Origin of the sequence: Leclercia sp. W6, assembly GCF_003336345.1 — a bacterium.
In the GTDB taxonomy this organism is placed as follows: domain Bacteria; phylum Pseudomonadota; class Gammaproteobacteria; order Enterobacterales; family Enterobacteriaceae; genus Enterobacter.
In genome coordinates, this window is sequence record NZ_CP031104.1 from 2,453,774 (window position 1) to 2,477,126 (window position 23,353).

The 23,353-nt window shown below is 56.2% G+C and carries 23 protein-coding genes and 1 pseudogene; 11 read left to right on the plus strand and 13 right to left on the minus strand.

Annotated features, from left to right (window positions below; genetic code table 11):
* The first annotated feature begins 12 nt into the window (after nt 1-12).
* From entD to DVA43_RS12110, 5 genes are all read left to right on the plus strand, one after another.
* Complete coding sequence (entD, locus tag DVA43_RS12090; RefSeq protein ID WP_114315695.1) at nt 13-657, plus strand: enterobactin synthase subunit EntD; 645 nt, start codon at nt 13-15, stop codon at nt 655-657.
* Between the two features lie 135 nt (nt 658-792).
* Nucleotides 793-1,734: a D-ribose ABC transporter substrate-binding protein gene (locus DVA43_RS12095; protein ID WP_103824134.1), complete on the plus strand. Its 942-nt coding sequence runs from the start codon at nt 793-795 to the stop codon at nt 1,732-1,734.
* Between the two features lie 11 nt (nt 1,735-1,745).
* Entirely contained in the window at nt 1,746-2,354 is a 609-nt protein-coding gene (locus DVA43_RS12100; protein ID WP_114315696.1) for a DUF2291 family protein, read from the plus strand.
* Complete coding sequence (locus DVA43_RS12105) at nt 2,354-3,880, plus strand: sugar ABC transporter ATP-binding protein (protein WP_199182739.1); 1,527 nt, start codon at nt 2,354-2,356, stop codon at nt 3,878-3,880. Before DVA43_RS12100 ends, DVA43_RS12105 begins: the two co-directional genes overlap by 1 nt.
* Before the next feature lies 1 nt (nt 3,881).
* Complete coding sequence (locus tag DVA43_RS12110) at nt 3,882-4,970, plus strand: ABC transporter permease (RefSeq protein WP_114315697.1); 1,089 nt, start codon at nt 3,882-3,884, stop codon at nt 4,968-4,970.
* Nucleotides 4,971-5,080: 110 nt separating this feature from the next.
* On the opposite strand, the gene DVA43_RS12115 is transcribed toward DVA43_RS12110, so the two are convergent.
* Nucleotides 5,081-6,034: a sugar-binding transcriptional regulator gene (locus DVA43_RS12115; RefSeq protein ID WP_114315698.1), complete on the minus strand. Its 954-nt coding sequence runs from the start codon at nt 6,032-6,034 to the stop codon at nt 5,081-5,083.
* Nucleotides 6,035-6,254: 220 nt separating this feature from the next.
* Nucleotides 6,255-7,375 (minus strand): IS3-like element ISSen4 family transposase gene (locus tag DVA43_RS12120; RefSeq protein ID WP_087451024.1). Its coding sequence is split into 2 segments (ribosomal slippage): nt 6,255-7,117 and nt 7,117-7,375, totalling 1,122 coding nucleotides; the frame shifts between segments, so codons are not numbered across the junction.
* 73 nt (nt 7,376-7,448) lie between these two features.
* Between DVA43_RS12120 and DVA43_RS25350 the strand changes: the two are divergent.
* Nucleotides 7,449-7,532 (plus strand): annotated as a pseudogene (locus DVA43_RS25350) (transketolase); the annotation flags it as partial.
* Here DVA43_RS25350 and DVA43_RS12125 read toward each other — a convergent pair.
* From DVA43_RS12125 to DVA43_RS12130, 3 genes are read right to left on the minus strand one after another with little or no spacing between them, the layout of a single operon-like run.
* Nucleotides 7,531-8,031: a type VI secretion system tube protein Hcp gene (locus DVA43_RS12125; RefSeq protein WP_103824130.1), complete on the minus strand. Its 501-nt coding sequence runs from the start codon at nt 8,029-8,031 to the stop codon at nt 7,531-7,533. The pseudogene DVA43_RS25350 and the gene DVA43_RS12125 sit on opposite strands and share 2 nt — an antisense overlap.
* A gap of 11 nt (nt 8,032-8,042) precedes the next feature.
* A complete protein-coding gene (locus DVA43_RS24530; protein ID WP_138369655.1) occupies nt 8,043-8,387 on the minus strand; it encodes a putative T6SS immunity periplasmic lipoprotein in 345 nt (114 codons plus the stop codon).
* Nucleotides 8,384-8,926 carry a type IV secretion protein Rhs gene (locus DVA43_RS12130; RefSeq protein ID WP_103824129.1) on the minus strand — a complete coding sequence of 181 codons (543 nt, stop codon included), beginning with the start codon at nt 8,924-8,926 and terminating at the stop codon, nt 8,384-8,386. The genes DVA43_RS24530 and DVA43_RS12130 overlap by 4 nt, the downstream gene beginning before the upstream one ends.
* A gap of 760 nt (nt 8,927-9,686) precedes the next feature.
* Here DVA43_RS12130 and DVA43_RS12135 point away from each other — a divergent pair.
* The 4 genes from DVA43_RS12135 to DVA43_RS12150 are packed head-to-tail and all read left to right on the plus strand — an operon-like array spanning nt 9,687 to nt 14,454.
* A complete protein-coding gene (locus tag DVA43_RS12135; RefSeq protein ID WP_114315699.1) occupies nt 9,687-10,517 on the plus strand; it encodes a transketolase in 831 nt (276 codons plus the stop codon).
* Nucleotides 10,510-11,460: a transketolase family protein gene (locus DVA43_RS12140; RefSeq protein ID WP_114315700.1), complete on the plus strand. Its 951-nt coding sequence runs from the start codon at nt 10,510-10,512 to the stop codon at nt 11,458-11,460. The genes DVA43_RS12135 and DVA43_RS12140 overlap by 8 nt, the downstream gene beginning before the upstream one ends.
* A 34-nt stretch (nt 11,461-11,494) precedes the next feature.
* A complete protein-coding gene (locus tag DVA43_RS12145) occupies nt 11,495-12,913 on the plus strand; it encodes an L-fucose/L-arabinose isomerase family protein (RefSeq protein WP_114315701.1) in 1,419 nt (472 codons plus the stop codon).
* Between the two features lie 14 nt (nt 12,914-12,927).
* Nucleotides 12,928-14,454 (plus strand): FGGY family carbohydrate kinase, encoded by a 1,527-nt coding sequence (locus DVA43_RS12150; RefSeq protein WP_114315702.1) that lies wholly within the window; start codon nt 12,928-12,930, stop codon nt 14,452-14,454.
* A 96-nt stretch (nt 14,455-14,550) separates the two neighbouring features.
* Here the strand turns inward: DVA43_RS12150 and DVA43_RS12155 are convergent, their stop codons facing one another.
* The 7 genes from DVA43_RS12155 to DVA43_RS12180 all read right to left on the minus strand — a co-directional run bounded on the left by DVA43_RS12155 (nt 14,551) and on the right by DVA43_RS12180 (nt 18,974).
* Nucleotides 14,551-14,703 (minus strand): Hok/Gef family protein, encoded by a 153-nt coding sequence (locus DVA43_RS12155; protein ID WP_103824124.1) that lies wholly within the window; start codon nt 14,701-14,703, stop codon nt 14,551-14,553.
* A 352-nt stretch (nt 14,704-15,055) separates the two neighbouring features.
* Nucleotides 15,056-15,196 (minus strand): hypothetical protein, encoded by a 141-nt coding sequence (locus DVA43_RS24720; protein WP_197080127.1) that lies wholly within the window; start codon nt 15,194-15,196, stop codon nt 15,056-15,058.
* 702 nt (nt 15,197-15,898) lie between these two features.
* The gene (locus DVA43_RS12160; RefSeq protein WP_114315703.1) at nt 15,899-16,306 is read right to left on the minus strand and encodes a hypothetical protein; all 408 of its coding nucleotides are present in this window, start codon (nt 16,304-16,306) and stop codon (nt 15,899-15,901) included.
* A gap of 358 nt (nt 16,307-16,664) precedes the next feature.
* Nucleotides 16,665-17,378 (minus strand): GNAT family N-acetyltransferase, encoded by a 714-nt coding sequence (locus DVA43_RS12165; RefSeq protein ID WP_114315704.1) that lies wholly within the window; start codon nt 17,376-17,378, stop codon nt 16,665-16,667.
* A gap of 227 nt (nt 17,379-17,605) precedes the next feature.
* Nucleotides 17,606-18,094 carry a cold-shock protein gene (locus DVA43_RS12170; RefSeq protein WP_103178570.1) on the minus strand — a complete coding sequence of 163 codons (489 nt, stop codon included), beginning with the start codon at nt 18,092-18,094 and terminating at the stop codon, nt 17,606-17,608.
* A gap of 95 nt (nt 18,095-18,189) precedes the next feature.
* Entirely contained in the window at nt 18,190-18,435 is a 246-nt protein-coding gene (locus DVA43_RS12175; RefSeq protein WP_103178569.1) for a YmjA family protein, read from the minus strand.
* A 44-nt stretch (nt 18,436-18,479) separates the two neighbouring features.
* Nucleotides 18,480-18,974, minus strand: coding sequence for a GNAT family N-acetyltransferase (locus DVA43_RS12180; RefSeq protein ID WP_114315705.1), 495 nt, complete (start codon nt 18,972-18,974; stop codon nt 18,480-18,482).
* A gap of 147 nt (nt 18,975-19,121) precedes the next feature.
* Between DVA43_RS12180 and DVA43_RS12185 the strand changes: the two genes are divergently transcribed.
* On the plus strand, nt 19,122-20,243 hold the full coding sequence (locus DVA43_RS12185; RefSeq protein WP_103824120.1) for a YbdK family carboxylate-amine ligase: 1,122 nt from the start codon (nt 19,122-19,124) through the stop codon (nt 20,241-20,243).
* A 77-nt stretch (nt 20,244-20,320) separates the two neighbouring features.
* Here DVA43_RS12185 and DVA43_RS12190 read toward each other — a convergent pair whose 3' ends face one another.
* On the minus strand, nt 20,321-23,023 hold the full coding sequence (locus DVA43_RS12190) for a cation-transporting P-type ATPase (RefSeq protein ID WP_371414036.1): 2,703 nt from the start codon (nt 23,021-23,023) through the stop codon (nt 20,321-20,323).
* Nucleotides 23,024-23,353 lie beyond the last annotated feature (330 nt).

The following is a 23,353-nucleotide window of genomic DNA, read 5'->3' on the forward strand; positions in this document are numbered from 1 at the left end:
CGCGAGAAGAACATGCAGACCACCCACGCCACATTTCTTCTCGCCGGACAGACCGTGCACCGCGTCACCTTCGATCCCGCCACCTTCACCGAGGCCGATCTGCTCTGGCTTCCTCACCATCCCCAGCTTTCTGACGCCGGACGCAAACGCAAAGCCGACCACCTGGCCGGGCGCATCGCTGCCTTTCATGCCCTGAACCGGCAGGCCATTCCCGGCATCGGCAGCAGCGGCGAACCGCTGTGGCCTGCCGGGGTGCGGGGCAGCCTCTCCCACAGCGGCACGCAGGCGGTAGCGATTTGCCGCGATAATGGCCTGGTGGGGATCGATTGCGAAGCAATTATCGCGGAAAACGAAGCGCGTGAGATTCAGGATGGCGTGATTGATCCTGCTGAAGCCCAGGTGCTGGCCGACAGCGGCCTTCCCTTCGCGCTCGCCTTCACCCTGGTGTTTAGCGCCAAAGAGAGCCTGTTCAAAGCGCTCTTCCCTCAGGTACAGGCGTGGATGGGGTTTGAGTGCGCGCGCGTCACCTCCCTGACCGCCGACGCGCTGACCTTAATGCTGACCCGCCCGCTTCCTCCCTTCACACAAAATCAGGTATTTACCGCGCACTGGCTGCGTAAAGACGCGACGGTCGTGACGCTGATTTGTGATGAATAATTGCTCAGGATCGTGATCCTTTTCTCCTTTTAAACAAATTAGCTGCCTGAACCGTAGACAGTTTTATCAGGCAGTCTTATCGTTACATTGAATAATAAATCATTATTGAATAAATATTCAATGTGGAGAAAAAGAATGAACACGACCTTTGTAAAATCCGCTTTACTGGCCTCAATGATCGCCGCTTCCGGTTCCCTGTTTGCCGCCGATAACGGACTCATTGCGATTATTACCCCCTCACACGACAACCCGTTCTTCAAGGCTGAAGCCGATGGCGCGGCGGCGAAGGCAAAGGAGCTGGGCTATACCACCCTTGTCGCCTCGCACGACGATGACGTGAACAAACAAAACCAGCTGATTGAAACCGCCATCGCCCGTAAGGCGAAAGCGATCATCCTGGATAACGCCGGGGCGGATGCCACCGTCGGTCCGCTGGAGAAGGCCAAAGCGGCAGGCGTCCCTGCTTTCCTGATCGATCGTGAAATCAACAAAACCGGCGTGGCGGTGGCGCAGATTGTCTCGAACAACTATCAGGGGGCGCAGCTCGGTGCGGAGAAATTTGTCAAGCTGCTGGACGGCAAAGGGAAATACGTTGAGCTGCTGGGCCGTCCGTCGGACACCAACGCCCACGTGCGCTCCCAGGGCTATCACGACGTCATCGACGACTACCCGGACATGAAGATGGTGGCGCAGCAGACCGCCAACTGGAGCCAGACCGAAGCCTTCACCCGTATGGAAGCCATCCTGCAGACCAACCCCGATATCGTGGGCGTGATCTCCGGTAACGACACCATGGCGCTGGGCGCCGAAGCCGCCCTGAAGGCCGCCGGGAAGAACAACGTGATTGTGGTCGGCTTTGACGGCAGCGACTACACCCGCGACTCGATCCTGAAGAACGGCAACATTAAAGCCACGGTGCTGCAGCCAGGCTGGCAGCAAGCGCAGATGGCCGTTGAGCAGGCCGACTACTACCTGAAAAACGGCAAAGCGCAAAAAGATGAGAAGCAGCTGATGGACTGCGTGCTCATCGACGAATCCAACGCCAGCAAGCTGAACCTGTTTAACCTCAGCAAATAAGCGGAGGCAGTATGCGATTAACACAATGGGGCGCCGCGCTGACAGGCGCAGCCGCCCTGTTGCTGACGGCCTGCACCGTGGTGGATCTGGATGAGAACGGCAAGCCGATTATGCCTGCCGATCCCAACGCCAAAGCGAGCTTTGACAACCAGACCCCACAGCAGATCGCGCAACAAACCTGGCAGCCGCGGATCCTCGACGCCGCGAAAAATCATGCCCTGGACGCCAGCGCCCTCACCACCCAGCTGAACACGCCCGCAGCCACACCGCAGAGCGTCTTCGTGCGCCTCACCGGCAAGGTGGAGCGCGTGGATGCCAGCAACGCGCGTGAGCAGAAGCTGGTGATGACGGTGAACGGCCAGCCGGTGGAGATCCAGAGCGGGCCGGTGATGCGCGGCAACGCCATCCGCGACGCCGCCGGGTTCCGCTTCGATGAATTTACCAACCAGGTTCAGTATGCCCAGCTCTCCCGCGCCCTCAACCGCGAGGCGGCGAAGCATCTGCCGAAAATCGACGACAGCTGGAGCGGCAAAAATGCCACCGTGCTGTTCGCCACCACCCTGACGGGCGGCAAAGCGAATGAGGCGGCAGCGCTGGAACTGAAACAGGAGACGCCGTGATGAGCGATACCCCGGCAGACGACATTATCCTCAGCACCCGCGGCATCTCGATGCTCTTTCCCGGAACCGTTGCGCTGGATAAGGTCGATTACCGCGTCTGGCGCGGCAAAGTGAACGTGATTATCGGCGAGAACGGCGCCGGGAAATCGACGCTGATGAAGATCCTCGCAGGCGTCCAGCAGCCCAGCCTCGGCGAGATGTGGCTCAACGGCAAACAGGTCTCGTTCGCCAGTACCCGGGATGCCGCCGCCCACGGCATTGGCATGGTGCACCAGGAGCTGAACCTGTTTGAAAACCTCAACGTGGCGGAGAACGTCTTCCTTGGCCGCGAGCTGCAAAAAGGGATAACGCCGATCAACGAGGCGGAACAGGAGGCCCGCACCGCGGAGCTGCTGAAGCGCCTCGATCAGCCTATCTCCCCGCGGGAGCTGGTGGGCAACCTGAAGGTGGGACAGCAGCAGCTGATCGAGATCGCCAAGGCGCTGGCCGAGGATGCCGACATCCTGATCCTCGACGAGCCCACCTCGGCGCTGAGTAAAACCGAGGTGGAGATCCTGTTTCGGGTGATCCGCGAGCTGACCCGTCAGGGGGTCTCCATCATCTATATCTCCCACCGGCTGGAAGAGCTGATGGCGATAGGCGATGTGATCACCATTCTGCGCGACGGCAAGTTCCAGGCCGAAGCGAAGGTGCAGGATATCGACGTGCCGTGGATTGTGCGCGAGATGCTCGGCAGCGACCCGGTGAGTAACTTCCTTGAGCCGGGCCGCACCTTCGGCGCGCCGGTGCTGGAGGCGGAGCACATCACCTGCGTCAACGCTGCCGGCAATACGGTGGTCAACGACGTCAGCTTCCAGGTCAAAGCCGGGGAGATCGTCGGCATCTACGGCCTGATGGGGGCCGGACGCACGGAGCTGTTCGAATGCATGCTCGGCACCGAGCGCAACTATCTGGGCAAGCTGTGGCTCGACAGTAAACCGGTGCCGCAGCGCTTAACCACCGCCGAGCGTATCCGCATGGGGATGAGCCTGGTGCCGGAAGACCGCAAGCGCACCGGCATTTTTCCCGGCTCGTCGGTGGCCAGCAATCTGACCATCGCCAGCCTCTGGCGTCGGTTGCAGCGCGGCTTTGCCATCGCGCAAAAGGCGGAGCAGCAGGTCGTCGCCAGCACTATCGGCAACCTGTCGATCAAGGTCTCCACCCCGGAAGTAGAGATCCAGGCGCTCAGCGGCGGCAATCAGCAAAAGGTGGTGATTGGCCGCTCGCTGCTGACCAACCCGAAGGTGCTCTTCCTTGATGAGCCGACCCGCGGCATCGACGTGGGGGCCAAAGCGGACGTATTCCGCATGATGGTGCAGCTCTCTGAGCAGGGGATCGCGGTGGTCTTTTCCACCTCGGATTTGAAAGAGATTATGGCGGTATCTGACCGCATTCTGGTGATGTCCGGCGGCAAACTGACCGCCGATATTGTTCGCGATCGGGCCGAAGAGTCGGCACTGGTAACCGCAAGTGCTCAGGGGTTCTAAGATGAAAACGACACAGTCTGTCGCGCTGGCGCCGCATAAAGGGGCCGCGCTTTCCCGGGAAAATGTTCTGCTGCTGTTGCTGAAAATGCGCACCTTCATTGCGCTGTTTTTGATTGTCGGCTTCTTCACCATGACCGTGCCGGGCTTTCTCTCCACCGGCAGCCTGGTGATCATGATTAAGCATATCGCCATCAACGCATTTCTGGCGCTGGGGATCACCTTTGTGATCATCACCGCCGGGATCGACCTCTCCATCGGCGCCACCCTTGGGCTGTGCGGGATGATTGCCGGGTGGATGATCACCAAAGGGATTGTGCTGCCGATGTTTGGCATCGCCATCTTCCCGAGCGTGTGGGTGATAGTGCCCGTGGTACTGCTGATTGGCGCGCTGATAGGGGCGGTGAACGGTTGGATCATCACCCGCTATAACGTGGCGCCCTTTATCTGCACGCTGGGCACCATGTACGTGCTGCGCGGCGCGTCGATGCTGACCTCCGACGGCCAGACCTTCCCGGGGCTCTCCGGTAACCCGCAGCTGGGGAATACCGGCTTTGATGAGATTGGCGCAGGCACGTTCCTCGGCATTCCGTGGGCCATCTGGATGATGATCGTGCTGGCGCTGGTGATCGCCTATATCGCCCGCCGCCTGCCCTTTGGCCGCCACGTCTACGCCATCGGCGATAACGAGCGCGCGGCAGAACTTTCCGGGGTGCGGGTCAAGCAGGTGAAAGTGCTGGTCTATACCCTGTCCGGCTTCTGCGCCGCCATCGCCGGGATTGTGGTTTCCGCCCAGCTGTCAGCCAGCCATCCGGCCAACGGCACCGCCTTTGAGATGAACGCCATCGCCGCGGTGGTGCTGGGCGGCACCTCGCTTGCCGGAGGCCGCGGCACCATCCTCGGCACCCTGATCGGCGCCTTCGTCATCGGCTTTTTGGCCGACGGCCTGGTGATGATGGGGGTGAGCGAGTTCTGGCAGATGGTGATCAAAGGGATTGTGATTATCGTGGCGGTGATTATCGACCAGATGCAAAACCGGATGCAGCAGAAAGCGGCGGTGGTGGCGCAGAAGGCGGTGATGGAAGGGAAGTAGCGACATTGTGCGGGGTTTATGCCGGGTGGCGGCTTCGCCTTACCCGGCCTACAACGGCACAACATGTAGGCCCGTGCAAGGCGAAGCCGCCGCCGGGCAAAATGCACTGCTTACGATGCCTTCAATAAACTCCGCGCCGTGGGGTAATCGGTGATTAGCACATCGATATACTTCCCTTCCAGCGCCCCGCGAATGGCGTTGCGTTTCTCTTCCCCGCCCGCCAGGGCGATCACCTGCGGGCAGGCGCGGATCTGCGCCAGCTCCATACCAATCACCGGATCTTCTTCCGCACTCAGCACCGGCTCGCCTTTCGCATCGTAGTAATGCAGGCAGATATCCCCTACCGCCCCGCGTTCGGCCAGCAGTTTGAGCATCTCTTCGTTGTAGTAGTTGCCGGAGTTTTTCAGCAGCTGCGACGGCTCCAGCTCGCCGATGCCGACGATCGCCACATCCACTTCGGCAAATTTGCTCACCACCGCCGCCACGTCCGGGCTGCTCACCAGCCTGGCGCGCTCCTCTACCGAGTGCTCAATACTTTGCGATGGCAACAGCCACGCCGGGCAGCCAAGATGCGCCGCCAGCTGCTGGGTAAGAATGGTCGCCTGCACGTTGCCGTTGGGACCCACGCCGCCCAGAAGCTGGATCACCCCCGCGGCGCGGATATTCTGCGGGTGCATCTCATCCACCATGCAGCGGATGGTGCTGCTCCAGGAGGAGATCCCCACCAGGTCTTCCGGACGCAGGCGGGTTTCGACATAGTGCGCCGCCGCGCTGCCGATGGCGTGCTTGATCTGGGCGTTGGACGGGTTCTCGCCCACGTCCACCACGATGGCCTGTCGAATGCCGTACTGCTCCTCCAGCGCCTTTTCCAGCGAGACAAAAATATTGGTAGGCTGAACGACGGTAATTTTGACCAGCCCCTCTTTCTGGCAGCGCGTCAGCGCCCGCGACACGAAGGATTGCGAGAGGTGCAGCAAGGAGGCAATCTCGGACTGCTTTTTATTCTCGCTGTAGTAAAGTGTGGCGATCTTCACCAGCAATCGCTGTTCATCCTGTTTCGACATAACATTCCCCTTAATCGGCTGTCGTTATTTTTATTCATCACTGAATATTTAACAAGCAAGCGCCTGCCCGATCCGCCAGGCAAATGTGATCCTTTTCTCCTTTCTTCGAAATTTGCCCGCTCAAACCGTAGACAAACCCCGGTTATGGCGCTGCACTCCCTGCTAAGGGGCCGACTAACGGCACAAGGCAGTGACCTGCCCCCACGATTAGATACAACACTCAGTTAGTAACGTCGGAATCTTCATTCTCAGAATGACCCTTTCTCCAGCCCGCTGCAAATTCAGACGGTGTCTGATAATTCAGCGTGGAGTGCGGGCGGCATTCGTTATAATCCTGCCGCCAGTCATTAATAATTTTCCTAGCATGAACGATATCGCTGAACCAGTGCTCATTCAAACATTCATCGCGAAATCGTCCGTTAAAGCTCTCAATAAATCCGTTCTGCGTTGGCTTGCCCGGCTGGATTAAGCGCAACTCAACACCATGCTCAAAGGCCCATTGATCCAGTGCACGGCAAGTGAACTCCGGCCCCTGGTCAGTTCTTATCGTCGCCGGATAGCCTCGAAACAGTGCAATGCTGTCCAGAATACGCGTGACCTGAACGCCTGAAATCCCAAAGGCAACAGTGACCGTCAGGCATTCCTTTGTGAAATCATCGACGCAGGTAAGACACTTGATCCTGCGACCGGTGGAAAGTGCGTCCATGACGAAATCCATCGACCAGGTCAGATTGGGCGCCGCCGGACGGAGCAGCGGCAGACGTTCTGTTGCCAGCCCTTTACGACGTCTTCTGCGTTTTACGCCCAGGCCACTGAGGTGATAAAGCCGGTACACGCGCTTATGATTAACATGAAGCCCTTCACGGCGCAGCAACTGCCAAATACGACGGTAGCCAAAACGCCTGCGCTCCAGTGCCAGCTCAGTGATGCGCCCTGATAAATGCGCATCAGCAGCCGGACGGTGAGCCTCATAGCGGCAGGTCGACAGGGATAAACCTGTAAGCCTGCAGGCACGACGTTGCGACAGACCGGTCGCATCACACATCAACATCACGGCTTCCCGCTTCTGGTCTGTCGTCAGTACTTTCGCCCAAGAGCCACCTGAAGCGCCTCTTTATCCAGCATGGCTTCGGCAAGCAGCTTCTTGAGTCTGGCGTTCTCTTCCTCAAGCGACTTCAGGCGCTTAACTTCAGGCACCTCCATACCGCCATACTTCTTACGCCAGGTGTAAAACGTGGCATCGGAAATGGCATGCTTGCGGCAGAGTTCACGGGCGGGTACCCCAGCTTCGGCTTCGCGGAGAATACTGATGATCTGTTCGTCGGAAAAACGCTTCTTCATGGGGATGTCCTCATGTGGCTTATGAAGACATTACTAACATCGGGGTGTACTAATCAACGGGGAGCAGGTCAGCAGCAATAGCCAACGTCGGGTGTTTGTAGTGATTAGGGATGGTGAACTGGCCGAGGGCAGTAACTGGGAAGCCGCGTTCCATGCTATTTTTTCTGCTGGTTGTAACCCAATGGGCGGCTCCAGTCATCGTCATACTTGATATTCCCTTCGATATAAAACCACTCAATTCCTGAATAGGAAATTGCGATATTCTCCATCATTCCTGGCGTGCGAGAACCCGGGATATAAGCATGAGAAGCATTAACTGACATGATCACAATGCTTGTAAGCGTAATTCTGTAAATCTCGTATTCAATGCCAGCCTCGTTGATGTCGTAATAGTGTATTACTGCCTTTTGCAGCCGCTTACTTTGACAGACTGCAACCGCAAAATATGGCGAGGTTTTATCAATCTCTTTGTGCAGGGTAAAAGCGTTGTGTTCGCGCGAACCCATAAGTTTACCCGTGTTGCGGCATGTGTTCTGGTACACACCGTAACTGCTGTTCATAATTTCAATTGCACCCTCACGGTCCAGCGCCATACAACTGCCTTTGATCAGCTGTCCATTTTCATCATAGAGATACATATAAGCTGGTAATGACATCGTTATTTCCCTTATTGATTACTTGAGACGTTCCAGTCATTGTCGATAAAGAACACGTAGCGATAATTTGAACCATTAAGCGTGTACGACACGCCATAGGTATAACCCGGCCTAAGCATCAGGTTTAAACAGGAGTCTGGATAGGAGAGAGCAACGTGCTCATTAGTAGCAAATTCTTTGTATTCTCCACCCTGCATTGAAGAAATGTTATAGCGACTCAGGACGTCGGTTTTATCCACCGAAAAGCAAACATGCCCCTTATCAACGATGATCGAGCGCCAGGGGGCTGCACGATCGCCTTTACCACATCCGACAAGGGTTACAGATAACAGAATCAAGGATAAGTAGCGTTTCAATGCGGGAAACTCCCAAGCACTTTCTGATATCGAGCGATGAGTTTGAGGGTAGGCTCTGACGGGTCATAGTTTTTGAGGCGATACAGGTCGTTTCGATTACCGAATCCATATGTTTTCAGCAACCAGTAATCACTCACGATACATGCCTGATTTTCTATGCCATAGTCCATCAAATTTGGTTTATTAAGCTCATAGTTGTAATCAACAGCCCATGAGAATGCGCCACGCGTTCTTACCATCATCCCGCGCTGGTGTTGCCAGACATGCATCATTTCATGCAGAAATATGTGCTGACCGCCTATGCGATCGTTTTTGACGTGTGGCTGTGAAAAATCAGGCTCATACACCCCTTCCTGAAAATATATTTCGCCGTTTGGCGCCATGGCGACGTTGTTCGCCTGCATATTGAAAGGAAGATAGCTGCTGCGGTGAATCCATACTTCGTTATAACGAATACTAAAAGCGTAGAGCGTGCGAGCCAGATTAATTTCACCAAGGGTCAATAACCGCAGACCTCCGCGATTTATTCCATTCGACATATTATCCCTCCAATAAGAAGGATTTATCATAGCAACGGTTTAAAATTGTACAATTGTTTATGTGCTGAATAAAAATAGACAATACATTGGTCTCGTTTATCATATTTCATATCGCTAAGCGTTAAACAGAGTACCTTTCTATTTTTCGTTAGCATAGCTAATATTTAAACAATTCATATTGGTATTTAAACAGCCCATTAATCCGGCATGACTGAGGTCAACATGTTTTATTAGTCTGCCTTCGTAACCCTTTGAAATAAAAATTACTACAATTGCCTTAGGTCTTGCCAAATCATTTTCTCTAAAGCTTTTTACAGCCCTTATGTTGACCGGCGACCTTGCAAGGATGAATGTGTCCTTCTGATTCTTCGCCCTTAATTCCCCTCTCGACGCGGATCATTCTGAAACAACTGGCGTAAAAACAGTATTACGCAACGGTATGGCGCACCACGATGCGTTATTCCGCTCCGCCCGCAGGGCAATCGCCTGTGGTCAGGCGCGGATGTGCGCCAGCTCCATGCCGATGACCGGGTCTTCTTCCGGGCAAATGTGATCCTTTTCTCCTTTCTTCGAAATTTGCCCGCTCAAACCGTAGACAAACCTCCTGACTGGGCATATCTTACATTACATGAATAATAAATCAGCATTGAATATATATTCAAAGCGGTCATAAATCCCTGCTCTGACAGAGAGAACAGGGAAATAGCTCACCCGGCTGGAATAATTATTCACACTAGATTATAAATTCAGGAGGTATGTTATGAATCCGTTTTCGCTCTCCATCGCGGAGCTCGAAACCCGGGCGCGCTCGATTCGTCGCCGGATCATCGTGCTGAATGCCGAAAGCCCGGCGGGCGGCCACACCGGGGCCGATCTGTCGCAGGTCGAATTGCTCACCGCCCTCTACTTCCGCATTCTGAACTGCTCCCCGGCGCTTCAGGATAGCGATGAACGCGATATCTATATCCAGTCGAAGGGCCATGCGGTGGGCGGTTATTACTGCGTGCTGGCCGAAGCCGGGTTTATCCCCGTTGAGTGGCTCTCCACCTATCAGCATGCCGACTCCCATCTGCCGGGCCATCCGGTGAAACATAAAACGCCGGGTATTGAACTGAATACCGGCGCGCTGGGGCATGGTCTGCCGGTAGCGGTCGGGATCGCCCTGGCGGCAAAACGCAACAACAGCAAGCGCCGGGTGTTTGTAGTGACCGGTGACGGGGAGCTGGCGGAAGGCAGCAACTGGGAGGCCGCGCTGGTCGCTGCCCACTATCAGCTGGATAACCTGTTCATTATCAACGACAAAAACAACCTCCAGCTGGCGGGCTCCACCAAAGAGATCCTCAATACCGACCCGCTGGATGAGAAATGGAAAGCGTTTGGCCTGGAGGTGGCCGCCTGCAACGGCAACGACATGGCGGACGTGGTCGCCACCCTGGAAGGGCTGAAGCCCAACGGCAAACCCCATGTGGTGATCGCCCACACCACCAAGGGCGCGGGAATTTCGTTTATTCAGGGACGGCCTGAATGGCACCACCGGGTGCCGAAAGGGGAAGAAATTGAACTGGCGCTGGAGGAACTGAAAGATGAGTAATAGCGAACACCTCGCCACGGTGATGGTGAATGCCTTTATTGACGCCGTTGAACGCGGCGTGGACCTGGTGCCGGTGGTGGCGGACTCCACCTCGACGGCGAAAATTGCCCCCTTTATGCAGCGTTTCCCGGGCCGCCTGATCAACGTCGGTATCGCTGAGCAGACGCTGGTGGGCGCCGCTGCCGGTCTGGCAATCGGCGGCAAGATCGCCGTCACCTGCAACGCCGCGCCATTTTTGATCTCGCGGGCTAACGAGCAGATCAAAGTCGACATTTGCTACAACAACACCAACGTCAAGCTGTTCGGCCTGAACGCGGGGGCCAGCTACGGGCCGCTCGCCAGCACTCACCACAGCATCGACGATATCGCCATCATGCGCGGCTTCGGCAATATCGAAATTTACGCCCCGTCGAGCCCGAACGAGTGCCGCCAGATCATCGATTACGCCCTCGATCATGTGGGCCCGGTCTATATCCGTCTCGACGGGAAAAATCTGCCGGAACTGCATGACGACACCTACCGTTTTGCGCCGGGCAAGATTGACGTCCTGCGCGTAGGCCAGGACGTGGCGCTGGTGGCAATGGGCTCGACGGTACATGAAATTGTGGAAGCTGCTGCACAACTCGCGGAAGAAGGTATTGACGCCACTGTTATCAGCATTCCATCTATTCGTCCGTGTGATACCCAACAGCTGCTGGCCGCACTCGCCCCGTGCAAGGCGGTGGTGAGCGTCGAAGAGCATAACGTCAACGGCGGCGTCGGTAGCCTGGTGGCGGAAGTGCTGGCCGAAGCGGGATGCGCCGTGCCGCTGAAACGGCTGGGGATCCCGGATGGACAATACGCGATTGCTGCCGACAGAGCGTCAACGCGGGCACGCCACGAGATAGATGTCGCTGGGGTGGTGAAGCACGCCCGGGAAATGCTGACGCGACAGGTTTGCTGAAAATAACAACAACATCTTACTGGAGAGAAAAGCAATGTCCCGAATTCCTCAACAACTGACAATGGGCGTGGTCATCGGCAACCGGGGGTTCTTCCCAAGCTATCTGGTGGCGGAAGCGCGCGAGCAGGCGATCGCCCTCTTTGCCCGTCTGGGTATCAACACCATTATGCTCGATCCCAGCCAGACCGAGCTCGGCGGCGTGGAAACGCGGCAGGATGCGAAAGCCTGCGCCGAGCTGTTTCGCGCCCACCGCGACAGCATTCACGGCGTGGTGGTGCTGCTGCCTAACTTTGGCGATGAAAAAGCCATCGCCGAGACCCTGCGCCTCTCCGGCCTGAACGTGCCGGTGCTGGTGCAGGCCGAGGAGGACAACCTCGATAAAATGGGGCTGGCAACCCGCCGCGACAGCTTCTGCGGCAAAATCTCCCTGTGCAACAACCTGCGTCAGTACGGCATTCCTTTTACCCTTACCACCCAGCACGTCTGCGCCCTCAACGGTGAGGTGTTTGAGCAGGATCTGAAGCGTTTCGAGCAGGTCTGCCGCGTGGTGAGCAGCATGCGCGGCGTGCGCGTGGGGGCGATCGGTGCGCGTCCGGCTGGCTTTAACACCGTACGCTACAGCGAAAAATTACTGGAGAGACTGGGCATCGCCGTGGAGACGCTCGACCTGTCCGAAGTCTTTACCCGGATCAAAACCCTGCGCGACGATGACATCCGCGTGGATGAAAAACGCCGGATCCTGATCGACAACGCCGACGCCAGCCGCATTCCGGCCGACAAGCTGGTGACCATGGCGAAGCTGTTTGTGGTGATCAGCGAATGGGTGGTTGCCAACGATATCGACACCACGGCCATCCAGTGCTGGACCTCGCTGCAGGAGAACCTGGGGATTAACGTCTGCTCGATCATGAGCGTCATGTCCGGCCAGCTGATGCCGAGCGCCTGCGAGGTGGACGTGATGGGGGCACTCTCCATGTACGCCCTGGCCAGCAGCAATATGAATCCGGCCTCCATTGCCGACTGGAACAACAACTTCGGCGACGAGCGCGACAAGTGCGTGCTGTTCCACTGCGGTAACTTTGCTGCCGAAAGCCTGGAATCCCCGCACATGGGCACCGCCGACATCATCGGCACCACGGTCGGGAAAGAGAACACCTGCGGCGCGGTGCATGGTCGTCTGAAAAGCGGCCCCCTCACCTACTTCCGCCTGAGCACCGACGATCTGACCGGGGAAATTAAAGCCTACGTGGGCCAGGGCCAGTCGGTGGACGATCCGCTCGACACGGTGGGCTGCCGGGCAGTGATCCAGGTGCCGCATCTGGAGAACCTGCTGAACTGGATCTGCCGCAACGGCTTTGAGCATCACGTGGCGATGAACCACTCCGCCAGCGCGGAGATCCTGCATGAAGCCTTTACCCGCTACCTCGGCGTCTCAACTTACCTTCATCGTTAAGGCTGGAGGCCGCTATGTCGGTGAACAAGGACATTATCATCGCCCTCGACGAGGGCACCACCAATGCCAAAGCGGTGGCGCTGGATGCCAGCGGGCATGTGGTGGCGCTGGATGCCAGCGGGCATGTGGTGGCGAGCTTCTCCCGGGCGATGGCGATCCAGACGCCTCACGAAGGCTGGGTTGAACAATCCGCCAACCTGCTGGTAGAGGCCTCTCTGGAGGTGGTGGCCCGCGCATTGGCCACCGTCGGAGTAGAGAGAGTGGCGGCGCTGGCGATCAGCAATCAACGTGAAACCGTGGTGGGCTGGGAGCGGGCAACGGGCAAACCTATTGCCCCGGCGCTGAGCTGGCAATGTTCCCGCACCGCGGCCTTTTGCCACCAGCTGCGTGAGCAGGGCCACGGCCCGGAGATTAGAGCGGCCACGGGCCTGCCCATCGCGCCGCTGTTTTCTGCCTCCAAAATGCGCTGGCTGCTGGAGAATACCCCCGACGGCGCAGCGCGTGCGGCCCGGGGTGAGATCTGCCTCGGCACCGTTGACAGCTGGCTGCTGTGGAACCTGACCCAGGGGCAGGCGTTTAGCTGCGACTACGCCAACGCCGCTCGTACTCAGCTGATGAACCTGCACAGCGCCGACTGGGACCCGCAGATGCTGACGCTGTTTGGCATCCCCCGCGCGGCGCTGCCTGATATCAAACCTTCCAGCGGTCTGTTTGGTTATACCCGCGGCTGCCCCTCCATTCCTGACGGCCTGCCGGTGATGGCGATGATCGGCGACTCTCACGCCGCGCTCTTTGCCCACGGTCTGGGTGCCGAAGGCTGCGTGAAGGCGACCTACGGCACCGGCTCATCGGTGATGGCGCCGGTGGCCTCTGCCCGCAGCGAGGTGAGCACGCTGGCCACCACCGTGGCCTGGCACGATGGCGATACGCTGGTCTACGGGCTGGAGGGGAATATCCCCCACACCGGCGACGCGGTGGCGTGGATGGCGGACAGCACCGGGCTAAGCGAACTGTCGCAGGCGGAGCTTATCCATGAGCTCAACACCCTCCCCCGCTCGGTAGACTCCACGCTCGGCGTCTACTTTGTTCCGGCGCTGACCGGCCTTGGTGCGCCGTGGTGGAATGAAAACGCCCGCGGGATGATCCACGGCCTGAGCCGCGGCGTGAAGCGGGCGCACCTGATCCGCGCGGCGCTGGAGTCGATCGCCTATCAAATTGCCGACGTGGTGCAGGCGATGCGCGCCCATCCGGGCTTTGCCCTGAACGCGCTGATGGTTGACGGTGGGCCGACAAAAAATGACTGGCTGATGCAGTACCAGGCGGACCTGCTCGGCTGCCCGGTGATGCGCAGCGACGTGGCGGAACTCTCAGCGATGGGGGCGGCACTGCTGGCCCGTAAGGCGCTGTTTAACCTGACCACCGCCCAGCTGCGCCAGTATCTGCCGGAGCATGTCACCTTTACGCCGGATATGGCGCGTCATGTCCGCTTGCAGATCCGCTGGCAGGCCTGGCAGCAGGCCGTTGCGCTGGTACGCCAATAAAAATGCCCCGTCCGGCTTATCACCAGACGGGGCAAAAAAACGGGTACCCGAACCAAACCGACAATTGGATAAGCGGGGATTGCTCCCCACATACCGCTACTTCTTCGTTTCGTAAGCGAGAACAGCTTTCACTTCTACATCACGCTCCTTAAAGCTCAGCTCACATAACGTTTCGCGAACCAGAAACGTGACGCCCAGCACAGTTAAAGCCAGCACCAGGATCGCCCAAAAGGCGTACTTGTTAAGCATGTCATTGCCTCCTTGCTAAGAAGAGGCTACCATCCAAATTGCTTAGGTTTGGGTAGGTAGCCCCGGTTGATGGAAACATCTCCGGGGCTTTTGCTTTCTGCATCTCCAGACCTGCCTGAGCTCAGAAAGCATCAGGCACCCGCCGCAATACTACGCTCGCTCAGGTGAAAAAACCGCCTTTTCACTGGTTATTTAGCCAGGTAAATTACTTTTTCAGAAAACGTTTAGATGCTGGCGTGAAGTACGTTAAATCGACGTCATCACCGGAGCAGAGTGCAGTCATGCCAGAGGCGTAGAAACGTCATTCTGTACTACCTTTTTCGTTTGACGAACCTGTACGCTGAGACGAGCTTCAGTTATCGGGGTTAGGCTGATGGTGCTGGCGATGAAGCATCAGGGCTTCCGCGATGATGTCCTGTTTGCTTTTACGCGTTTCGTAAGCGGTAGCCTGCACGTACTCACAAAGCTCTTCATCGATGCGTGCGCTCAGCATGGTTAACCGGGCATTTTTACTTTCACCTCGCGGTCTGCGCTTTGATGGATAACTTCTGATTTTGTCCACACTCCCTCCGCCTTAAGCATGCAGTTATTTCATGTCCTGAAATATGAAAGTCTGCTTAAAACATGTCAACATTCTAAATCTGAGACACATTTTGTTGAAGGCATGTTAAATCAGAAAGACTTTATCGATAGATTATTTTCAAATGAAAGAAAATGATATGTCTTACAATAGACAGATAGGTACAGTAAATTATGTTTGCGATTAGACTTCCTCAATAAGACTTGCATGATTGATAAAGTGGTCATCTTTACAAGGATGGTGCAAACTTCAGGTGCACCAGAGCGTTATGCGCCTCACGAAAATCATATTCAAAGAGGATGCGCCGATACCCGATGCGTTTGAGCTGAACGCTTTAGATAACCTCTACAAACTCAATCAACCCAAAAGACCAGGTAAAGACTATTTTATCTAGTAACAACTTTTTAAAAATCGTCACCAAATAACATTATTAAGACAATTAAATAAGTCACTAAAGTTTGACTTTAGTCAAATGAGTCAAGGCGCATAAAGAGAGGTAACCGGACGATATCATGCCCACCAAAGAGGTGGGCGGACCTGTTTATCCGTGGTGGTGATGGTTGTAGCGCGCCTCACGATCGTGCTCGCATTCCCGCGCCTGTTTCTGCCCTGTCCTCAGGCGGTAACTTCTGATCTGTTCTCCTGGCGCACGCCCGCAAACAGCCAGCGCCAGAAAAAGACCTTCACACCCGAACCCAGGAACATCGCCAGCCAAAGCCACGGGCTGTATTTGAGGCTGGTATGAATGACCTCCACCAGGTCAACGTGCAGATGATCGGCGATGGCATACTCAACAATTACCCGCGCGATCAGCATGGTTACCATCATGATCGTAATCGCGACTGATTTCCCGATATGTGGCAGGTAGCCGGACGCCCAGCGCCATAGGAAAGCGGTACTCAGGATAAATACTGTCAGCAACTGCAAGCCAATATCGAGGCCATATTCATGAGCCTGTCTGGAGATATTCAGCACGCCAGCAATAATGACAATAGCCAGAAGGATTTTTTTAATTATGCCCATTTCAAATTTCTCTTTTCAATTAAGCAAAGAATTTAATAATTAATTCACATCACCATGAATCAGGACGACATTCGACAAAGCCACGCCCTCCCACACCGCGCAGAACAAGGTTGCGCCAGCCGAAAAGGCTACGACCCACGGACATTTACAGACAGCTGGTTTATTTGCGCTGAGTGCTACCATCTGCGCAATTAATACCAGCGGGGCGATGATAAGGCGTTTTAATTCGGGCTGCTAAAGATAATAAATGTATACTTTTAATTGCGGAGTAATCTGAATAAATAATATTGTTAATAACAAAAGAAAATAAACGGCGCAGGGGCCCCTTTTCAGAGGCGCGCCTGCAATAAATTCACTGTTATGCCGTTTCGGGGCGAACGTGAAATGCCTCGAGGCGTTTGATCTGCCGTCCATCGTTATCAAAATTATCTGCGGCCAGCCAGCCACGCAGAGCCGCGTCCCGCTCCGGCCATTCGCTGTCTATGATGGAGAGCATATCGCTGTCGCGGTTACGGCCTTTACGCACCAGCTTCTGGCGCAGCCGCCCTTCCCAGGTAAAGCCCAGCCGCTCTGCGGCCCGGCGCGAGGGGATGTTCATCGAATCGCACTTCCACTCCAGACGGCGATAGCCTCGCTCAAAACCATATTTCAGCAGCAGCCAGATCGCCTCTGTGCCGAGCGGACTGTTTTTCATTTTGCGCGACCAGGTGACATGCCCTATCTCCACCGAACCCAGCTGTTGCTCAATGGCCATATAACAGACCAGCCCGACGGCGCGCTCGCTCTGGCGATCGATCACTGCAAAAGGCACCAGCGCCTTATCCTGCACTTTGCCCTGCACCCAGCTGGCGGTCTCTTCCACGCTGGCAGGTTGATTGCTGGCAAGCCAGGTCCAGTCGCTGTCGTCGCCCAGCGCGTAGGCCTCGAACAGATCGCTCGCATGCTGGTGCGCATTCAGCGGCTCAAGGCGGCAAAAACGCCCTTCCAGCACCCCACGCTCCAGTACACTGGCCCCCTGCCAGCCGGGAACAGGATCGTTAACCATCTGTCCCCAGATATTCATCTCCGGCACGCTGCTACCCCCTTTCTTTGTGAACGGTTTGTTATTTCACAATACAGGATTGTCTGCATAACAGTACTGCCGGGCGCGTTAATCGCGTAAATAATTCTTTATGCTGGGGATGTATCAGGAGAGAAGGTCGATGAGAGGACGGCGCTGCGCTTGCACGGGCCTGTGTTTCGCGCCGCCTTGATTTTCCATGCCGGGTAAGGCGCAGCCGCTACCCGGCAGGATGCAGATTACTTCAGGTTCTTGAGCATTTTCACCGTGGCATCCAGGTCAATCTCATCTTCGGAGAAGATAAAGGTTTTGCCCTGGAAGGTGGTGATAGCCAGTTTTCTTACCGTGCGCATTTCGCCCGCTTTGGCCGTTGATTTCGGCGCGATATTGCCCATCAGGCTCTTCACCGACAGCACGCCGTTCTCTTTATCAATCCGGGTTTCGGCAGGCTCTTCTTCGCTGTAGACCAGGTAAGATTTGATGGAGGTGATTTTATGGCGCTCGCCATCAAGGTAAATATATTTGCTCTCGGGGATCACCTTCACCGCATACGCCGACAACCCCTTGTTGTTGGTGGTCGGTTCAAACGTTACCGCGGCATCTTTCTTAATCAGATCGGGATTGGCGACCTTAATCACATGAAAATAGCGGTTATCGCCGTTTTCATCTTTGATAAATCCAAAGCCCTTATCTGCAAACCAGGTTGTGATTGTTCCGTTCATCGCCATTGCCGTTACCGCCTAATTAATCGTTACTAACTCAGTTTTTGCCGCGCGCAGTGTAAAGCACAACGCTTGCGCAGACTATGTCTTTCATGCAGGAACTACTCATTGCCCCACTGGTTGAGGAAATTAGCGATATCGTCAATGCGCTGGGTGTTGATGCCGGCTTCCACCGCCATCTCGGTCTGCGCCGCTTCGCTGATCTCTTCGTTATTCATCAGGCGGGTGATCAACAGCTGGAAATAGAGCGCCAGCGAATCACGCTCTGACTCGTTGACCGGCTCGGCGGCTTCCGTCGTGTACTCATCCACGATGTCATAATATTTAATCGGTACGTCGTTGCTCATGCGTTATCCTCAGGGTGTCAGTTGTTGCGAGGATTTTAGCATCCTCACAATATTTTTTCCGCGGGCGCCACAATAGACTTGCTCATGTTGACTCCGGTAATGCCAAAACCGCTGGTCTCGTAAAGATGCCGGGCACGGGTATTATCCCCTGCCACTCGCAGTCTGATCTCTTTAAAGCCCCTTTCGCGCAGATGCGCTTCAAAAACGCGAAGAGTCTGTTTACCCAGCCCCTGCCCCTGACAAGAGGTGAAAATATGAAAATCGTAGATAAACACTGAACGCATCATTGTATCGGGTTTATACCAGAGATAACCGACAGGCCTGTTGGTCTGATCTATCGGCGCAACAAGAGAGAGTAAAACGTGTCCATGCGTATTCACGCCTTCAGGAAGCATTTCGGCAATTTCCTGCTTCGCTCTGGCAAGAGAATCGTGTTGAGAGAGTCCGTAGTTTGAGGCGATCTCCTCGGCATAATCATCAATAAAATAGTCCAGATAAGCAGGATACTCATCCTCTGTCAGGGGTCGAAATGAGACCATTGCTTGCTCCTTAATGTTAATAATCAGGCCAATATTAATAGCGATAACGACTCTGGAGCGTCAAGGTAGACTGGGCCTGTTCCATAGGGAAAGGGAGAACCTCACCCGTTGTCTATACTCAACTCATCACAGACAACGGAGTGCGCTATGCCTTTACCCGATTTTAAATCCTCTGAACCCTACACCCTCGGCATCGAACTGGAACTGCAGGTGGTTAACCCGCCGGGCTACGATCTGAGCCAGGACTCATCCGCCCTGATCGCCGCCGTGAAAAACGACATCAAAGCCGGGGAAGTGAAGCACGATATCACCGAAAGCATGCTGGAGATCGCCACCGGCGTCTGCCAGAACATCGACCAAGCGGCGGCGCAGTTTTCCGCCCTGCAGCAGAGCATTTTGCGGGCTGCGGCGGAACAGCATATTCAGATTTGCGGCGGCGGTACGCATCCGTTTCAGAAGTGGCAGCGTCAGGAGGTGTGCGAGGACGAACGCTACAACGCCACGCTTGAGCGTTTTGGCTATCTGATTTTGCAGGCCACGGTGTTTGGTCAGCATGTTCATGTGGGCTGCCGAACCGGGGATGACGCCATTTACCTGCTGCACGGGCTGTCGCGCTTTGTGCCGCACTTTATCGCCCTGGCGGCAACGTCGCCCTATATGCAGGGGACCGACACGAAGTTCTCCTCTTCGCGCCTCAATATCTTCTCCGGATTCCCGGATAACGGCCTGATGCCGTGGGTTAACAGCTGGCAGGAGTTCGAAGGGCTGTTCCGGCGTCTGAGCCACACCAGCATGATTGACAGCATCAAGGATCTACACTGGGACATTCGCCCGAGCCCCCATTTTGGCACCGTGGAGGTGCGGGTGATGGACACGCCGCTGACCCTCGCCCATGCCATTAATATCGCCGGGCTGATCCAGGCCACCTCCCACTGGCTGCTCACCACCCGGCCTTATAAACATCAGGAGCGGGATTTTTTACTCTATCGCTTTAACCGTTTTCAGGCCTGCCGCTACGGGCTGGAGGGGATCCTGACGGACGTCCACACCGGGGAACAAAAAACCATTGCAGAAGATCTCGCCTGGCTGCTGGAGCGCGTCGCCCCTTCTGCGCAGAAGCTTGGGGCGTCGAGTGCGATTGAAGACATCGCCCGAAGCCTGAAACAGGAGAAGAGCGAGGCCCAGCGCATGCGGGACTTTATCGCAGACGGCGGCTCGCTCATCTCGTTAGTGCAAAAACAGTGCGAGGTTTGGGCGACCAGCCCGTAATCGCTCTGTTTTAACCTCCAAAGCGATCTTCTGAGGTGTGATAGCTTCCCCCTCTCCCTTTGGGAGAGGGGCAAACGTTATACCGCCTTACGGAACCTGCGGGTCAGTCGCTTCTCGATTTCGACGATGAAGAACATCGCGCCCGCGGTCGCCAGGGTTACACCCCAGTAGCGCAGCGGCAGCGCTTCGGTGCCGAACAGCATCTGCATAAACGGCAGGTAGATAATCGCCAGCTGCAGCAGCAACAGCACGCCCGTCACCAGCCAGATACCTTTGTTCGCCAGCAGGCCGCGGTTAAGGGAGAAGCCTTCGGTGTTGCGGCAGTTAATCATGTAGACCCACTGGGCACAGACCAGCATCTGCAGCAGCACGGTGCGAATGAACTCCGCGCTGTGACCGCGCGGAGCCAGCCAGGCTTCCAGCGCAAAGGCGGCGACGGCGATCAGGGTGCCGACGAAGGCCACCCGCCAGACGGCATAACCATCCATCACGTGCTGCCCGGTCTGACGCGGCGGGCGACGCATGATGTTGCGCTCGGCGGCCTCAAACGCCAGCCCGAAGGAGAGCGTGGCGGAGGTCGCCATGTTCATCCACAAAATCAGCACCGGCGTCAGGGGAATGATGTTCCCCGCCAGCAGAGCAATCACAATCAGCAGCCCCTGCGCCAGGTTGGTCGGCATGATAAACAGAATGGTCTTCCTCAGGTTGTCGTAGACGCGACGCCCCTCTTTCACCGCGCTGGCGATGGTGGCGAAGTTATCATCCGTCAGGACCATATCCGCCGCCTCTTTGGTCACTTCCGTGCCCTTAATGCCCATCGCGATGCCCACGTCCGCCTGGCGCAGCGCCGGGGCATCGTTTACGCCGTCGCCGGTCATACCGACGATTTCACCTTTCTCCTGCAAGGCTTTCACCAGACGCAGCTTATGCTCCGGGCTGGTGCGGGCGAAGATATCGTACTCCACCGCCGCTTTTGCCAGCTCGCTATCATCCATCTTTTCCAGCCGGGAGCCGGTCACCGCCTGGCCACTGTTGGCGATCCCCAGCATCTGGCCGATGCTCATGGCCGTCTGCGGGTGATCCCCGGTGATCATCTTGACGCGGATCCCCGCCTGCTGGCAGGCATGAATGGCGTCGATCGCTTCAGGACGCGGCGGGTCCATCATCCCGGCGATACCGAGGAAGATCAGGCCGTGGCTGAGGTCGTCGTGGGTTAACGTCTGCTCACCGCTCGCCGGTTTGTACGCCGCCGCCACCATACGCAACCCCTGACGCGCATAACGCTCCATCTCGGCCTCCCAGTAGCTGCGGTTGAAGGCTTCGGCGCCATTGCGGGTCTGCTGTTGCGCGCAGAGAGCGAAAATAACGTCCGGCGCGCCGGTGATGAGGATCTGCTCCTCGTCACCTATCCGATAGTGAGCGCTCATGTACTTGTACTGGGAGTCAAACGGGATCTTGTTAATCAGCGTGGTGGTGACCGGTGCCAGCCGCGCTTTGGCCGCCAGTACCTTCAGCGCACCTTCGGTCGGCCCGCCGGTGATACGCCACAGGCCGCGCTCGTCCTGTGTCATCTGGCTGTCGTTACACAGGTCGATGGTGCGCAGATAGTGCTCCAGCACCGTACCCGGCTGGATCTGCACCGGCTCGTCGCTGCCCTCCAGAGAGATGTTGCCTTCCGGAGCATAGCTGTCGCCCTCAACGCGGTAGCAGCTGTCGGCGGTGATGATCGCCTTGACGGTCATCTCGTTCATGGTCAGGGTGCCGGTTTTATCCGAGCAGACCACGGTCATCGCCCCCAGGGTTTCCACGGTCGGCAGTTTACGGATAATAGCGCGCTTGCGGGCCATCGCCTGCACGCCCAGCGACAGGATAATCGAGATAATGGCAGGCAGACCTTCCGGAACCGCCGCCACGGCCAGGCTAATCAAAGAGAGCAGCAGCTCGCCGAGCGGCATGTCGCGCAGCAGCAGGCTAAAGACGAACAGCGCGGCCATCATCGCCATAATGATCCCAAAGATGGCCTTACCGAGTTTGTCCATCTGCACCAGCAGCGGAGTGCGGTGCTTCTCAATCCCGGCCATCATCTGATTAATGTGGCCCAGCTCGGTCTCCTGGCCGGTGGCAATGACTACCCCAACGCCGCCGCCTGCGCTCACCGTGGTACCGGAGAAGACCAGGTTGGTGCGATCGCCGAGCGGTAATTCCCCGTTCAGCGGCTGGGTGTGTTTATCCACCACCGTCGATTCGCCGGTGAGAATAGCCTCCTCAACGCGTAAATTATGCGCCTCAATTAAACGCATATCGGCCGGAATACGATCCCCGGCACGCAGAACAATAATATCCCCGGGAACTATTTCAGTTGTGGGTATTGTTTCATGATCGCCGTCACGAATAACGCGGGCATCGCTGGCGAGCATATTCCGGATGCTGCTCAGTGATTTTTCGGCGTTACTTTCCTGAATATGACCAATTAACGCGTTAATGACCGCCACACCCAGAATAACCAGGGTATCGATCCAGTGGCCCATTATTGCCGTTAATAGTGCAGCGGCCAGCAATACATAAATCAGCACATCGTTAAAATGGGCCAGAAAACGCAGCCAGGCTGGTCTGGCTTTCTTCTCCGGCAGCGCGTTGCGGCCATGCTTGTCCAGGCGCGCCTGTGCTTGCGTGCGGCTCAGACCCGCCGCGGTGCTCTGCTGCGCGGCAAGCGTCTGCTCTACGGTCTGCTGATAGGCCATGTCTGGCGTAGTGGGCGGCGGCGTCTGGGTGTGGTGCATTTTGGTCATATTTCAGCTCCTTCAGATTGCGGTGAGCAAAAGCCTGAATTCCATATCTGCTTTTATAAATCTGTCGACAATATTGGGTTGTCAGGAAAATTAATTTATCGCACTATTATTGTTGTCGGCGGCATTAAACCGGTAACGTTTCATTTCACCAGAGCGATTTTTACAAATTATTTCTAAACCGAAACTAAACGAGAGGGAACCATGTTTGGGATTTATCGCGGACGACGCCTGGCGTTATATATTTTTGTTGCCATTGTTATTGCGACGTTAATTGGAATGAGCACCTATACCTTTGTAAAACTATTCGCCGGAGGCTGACAA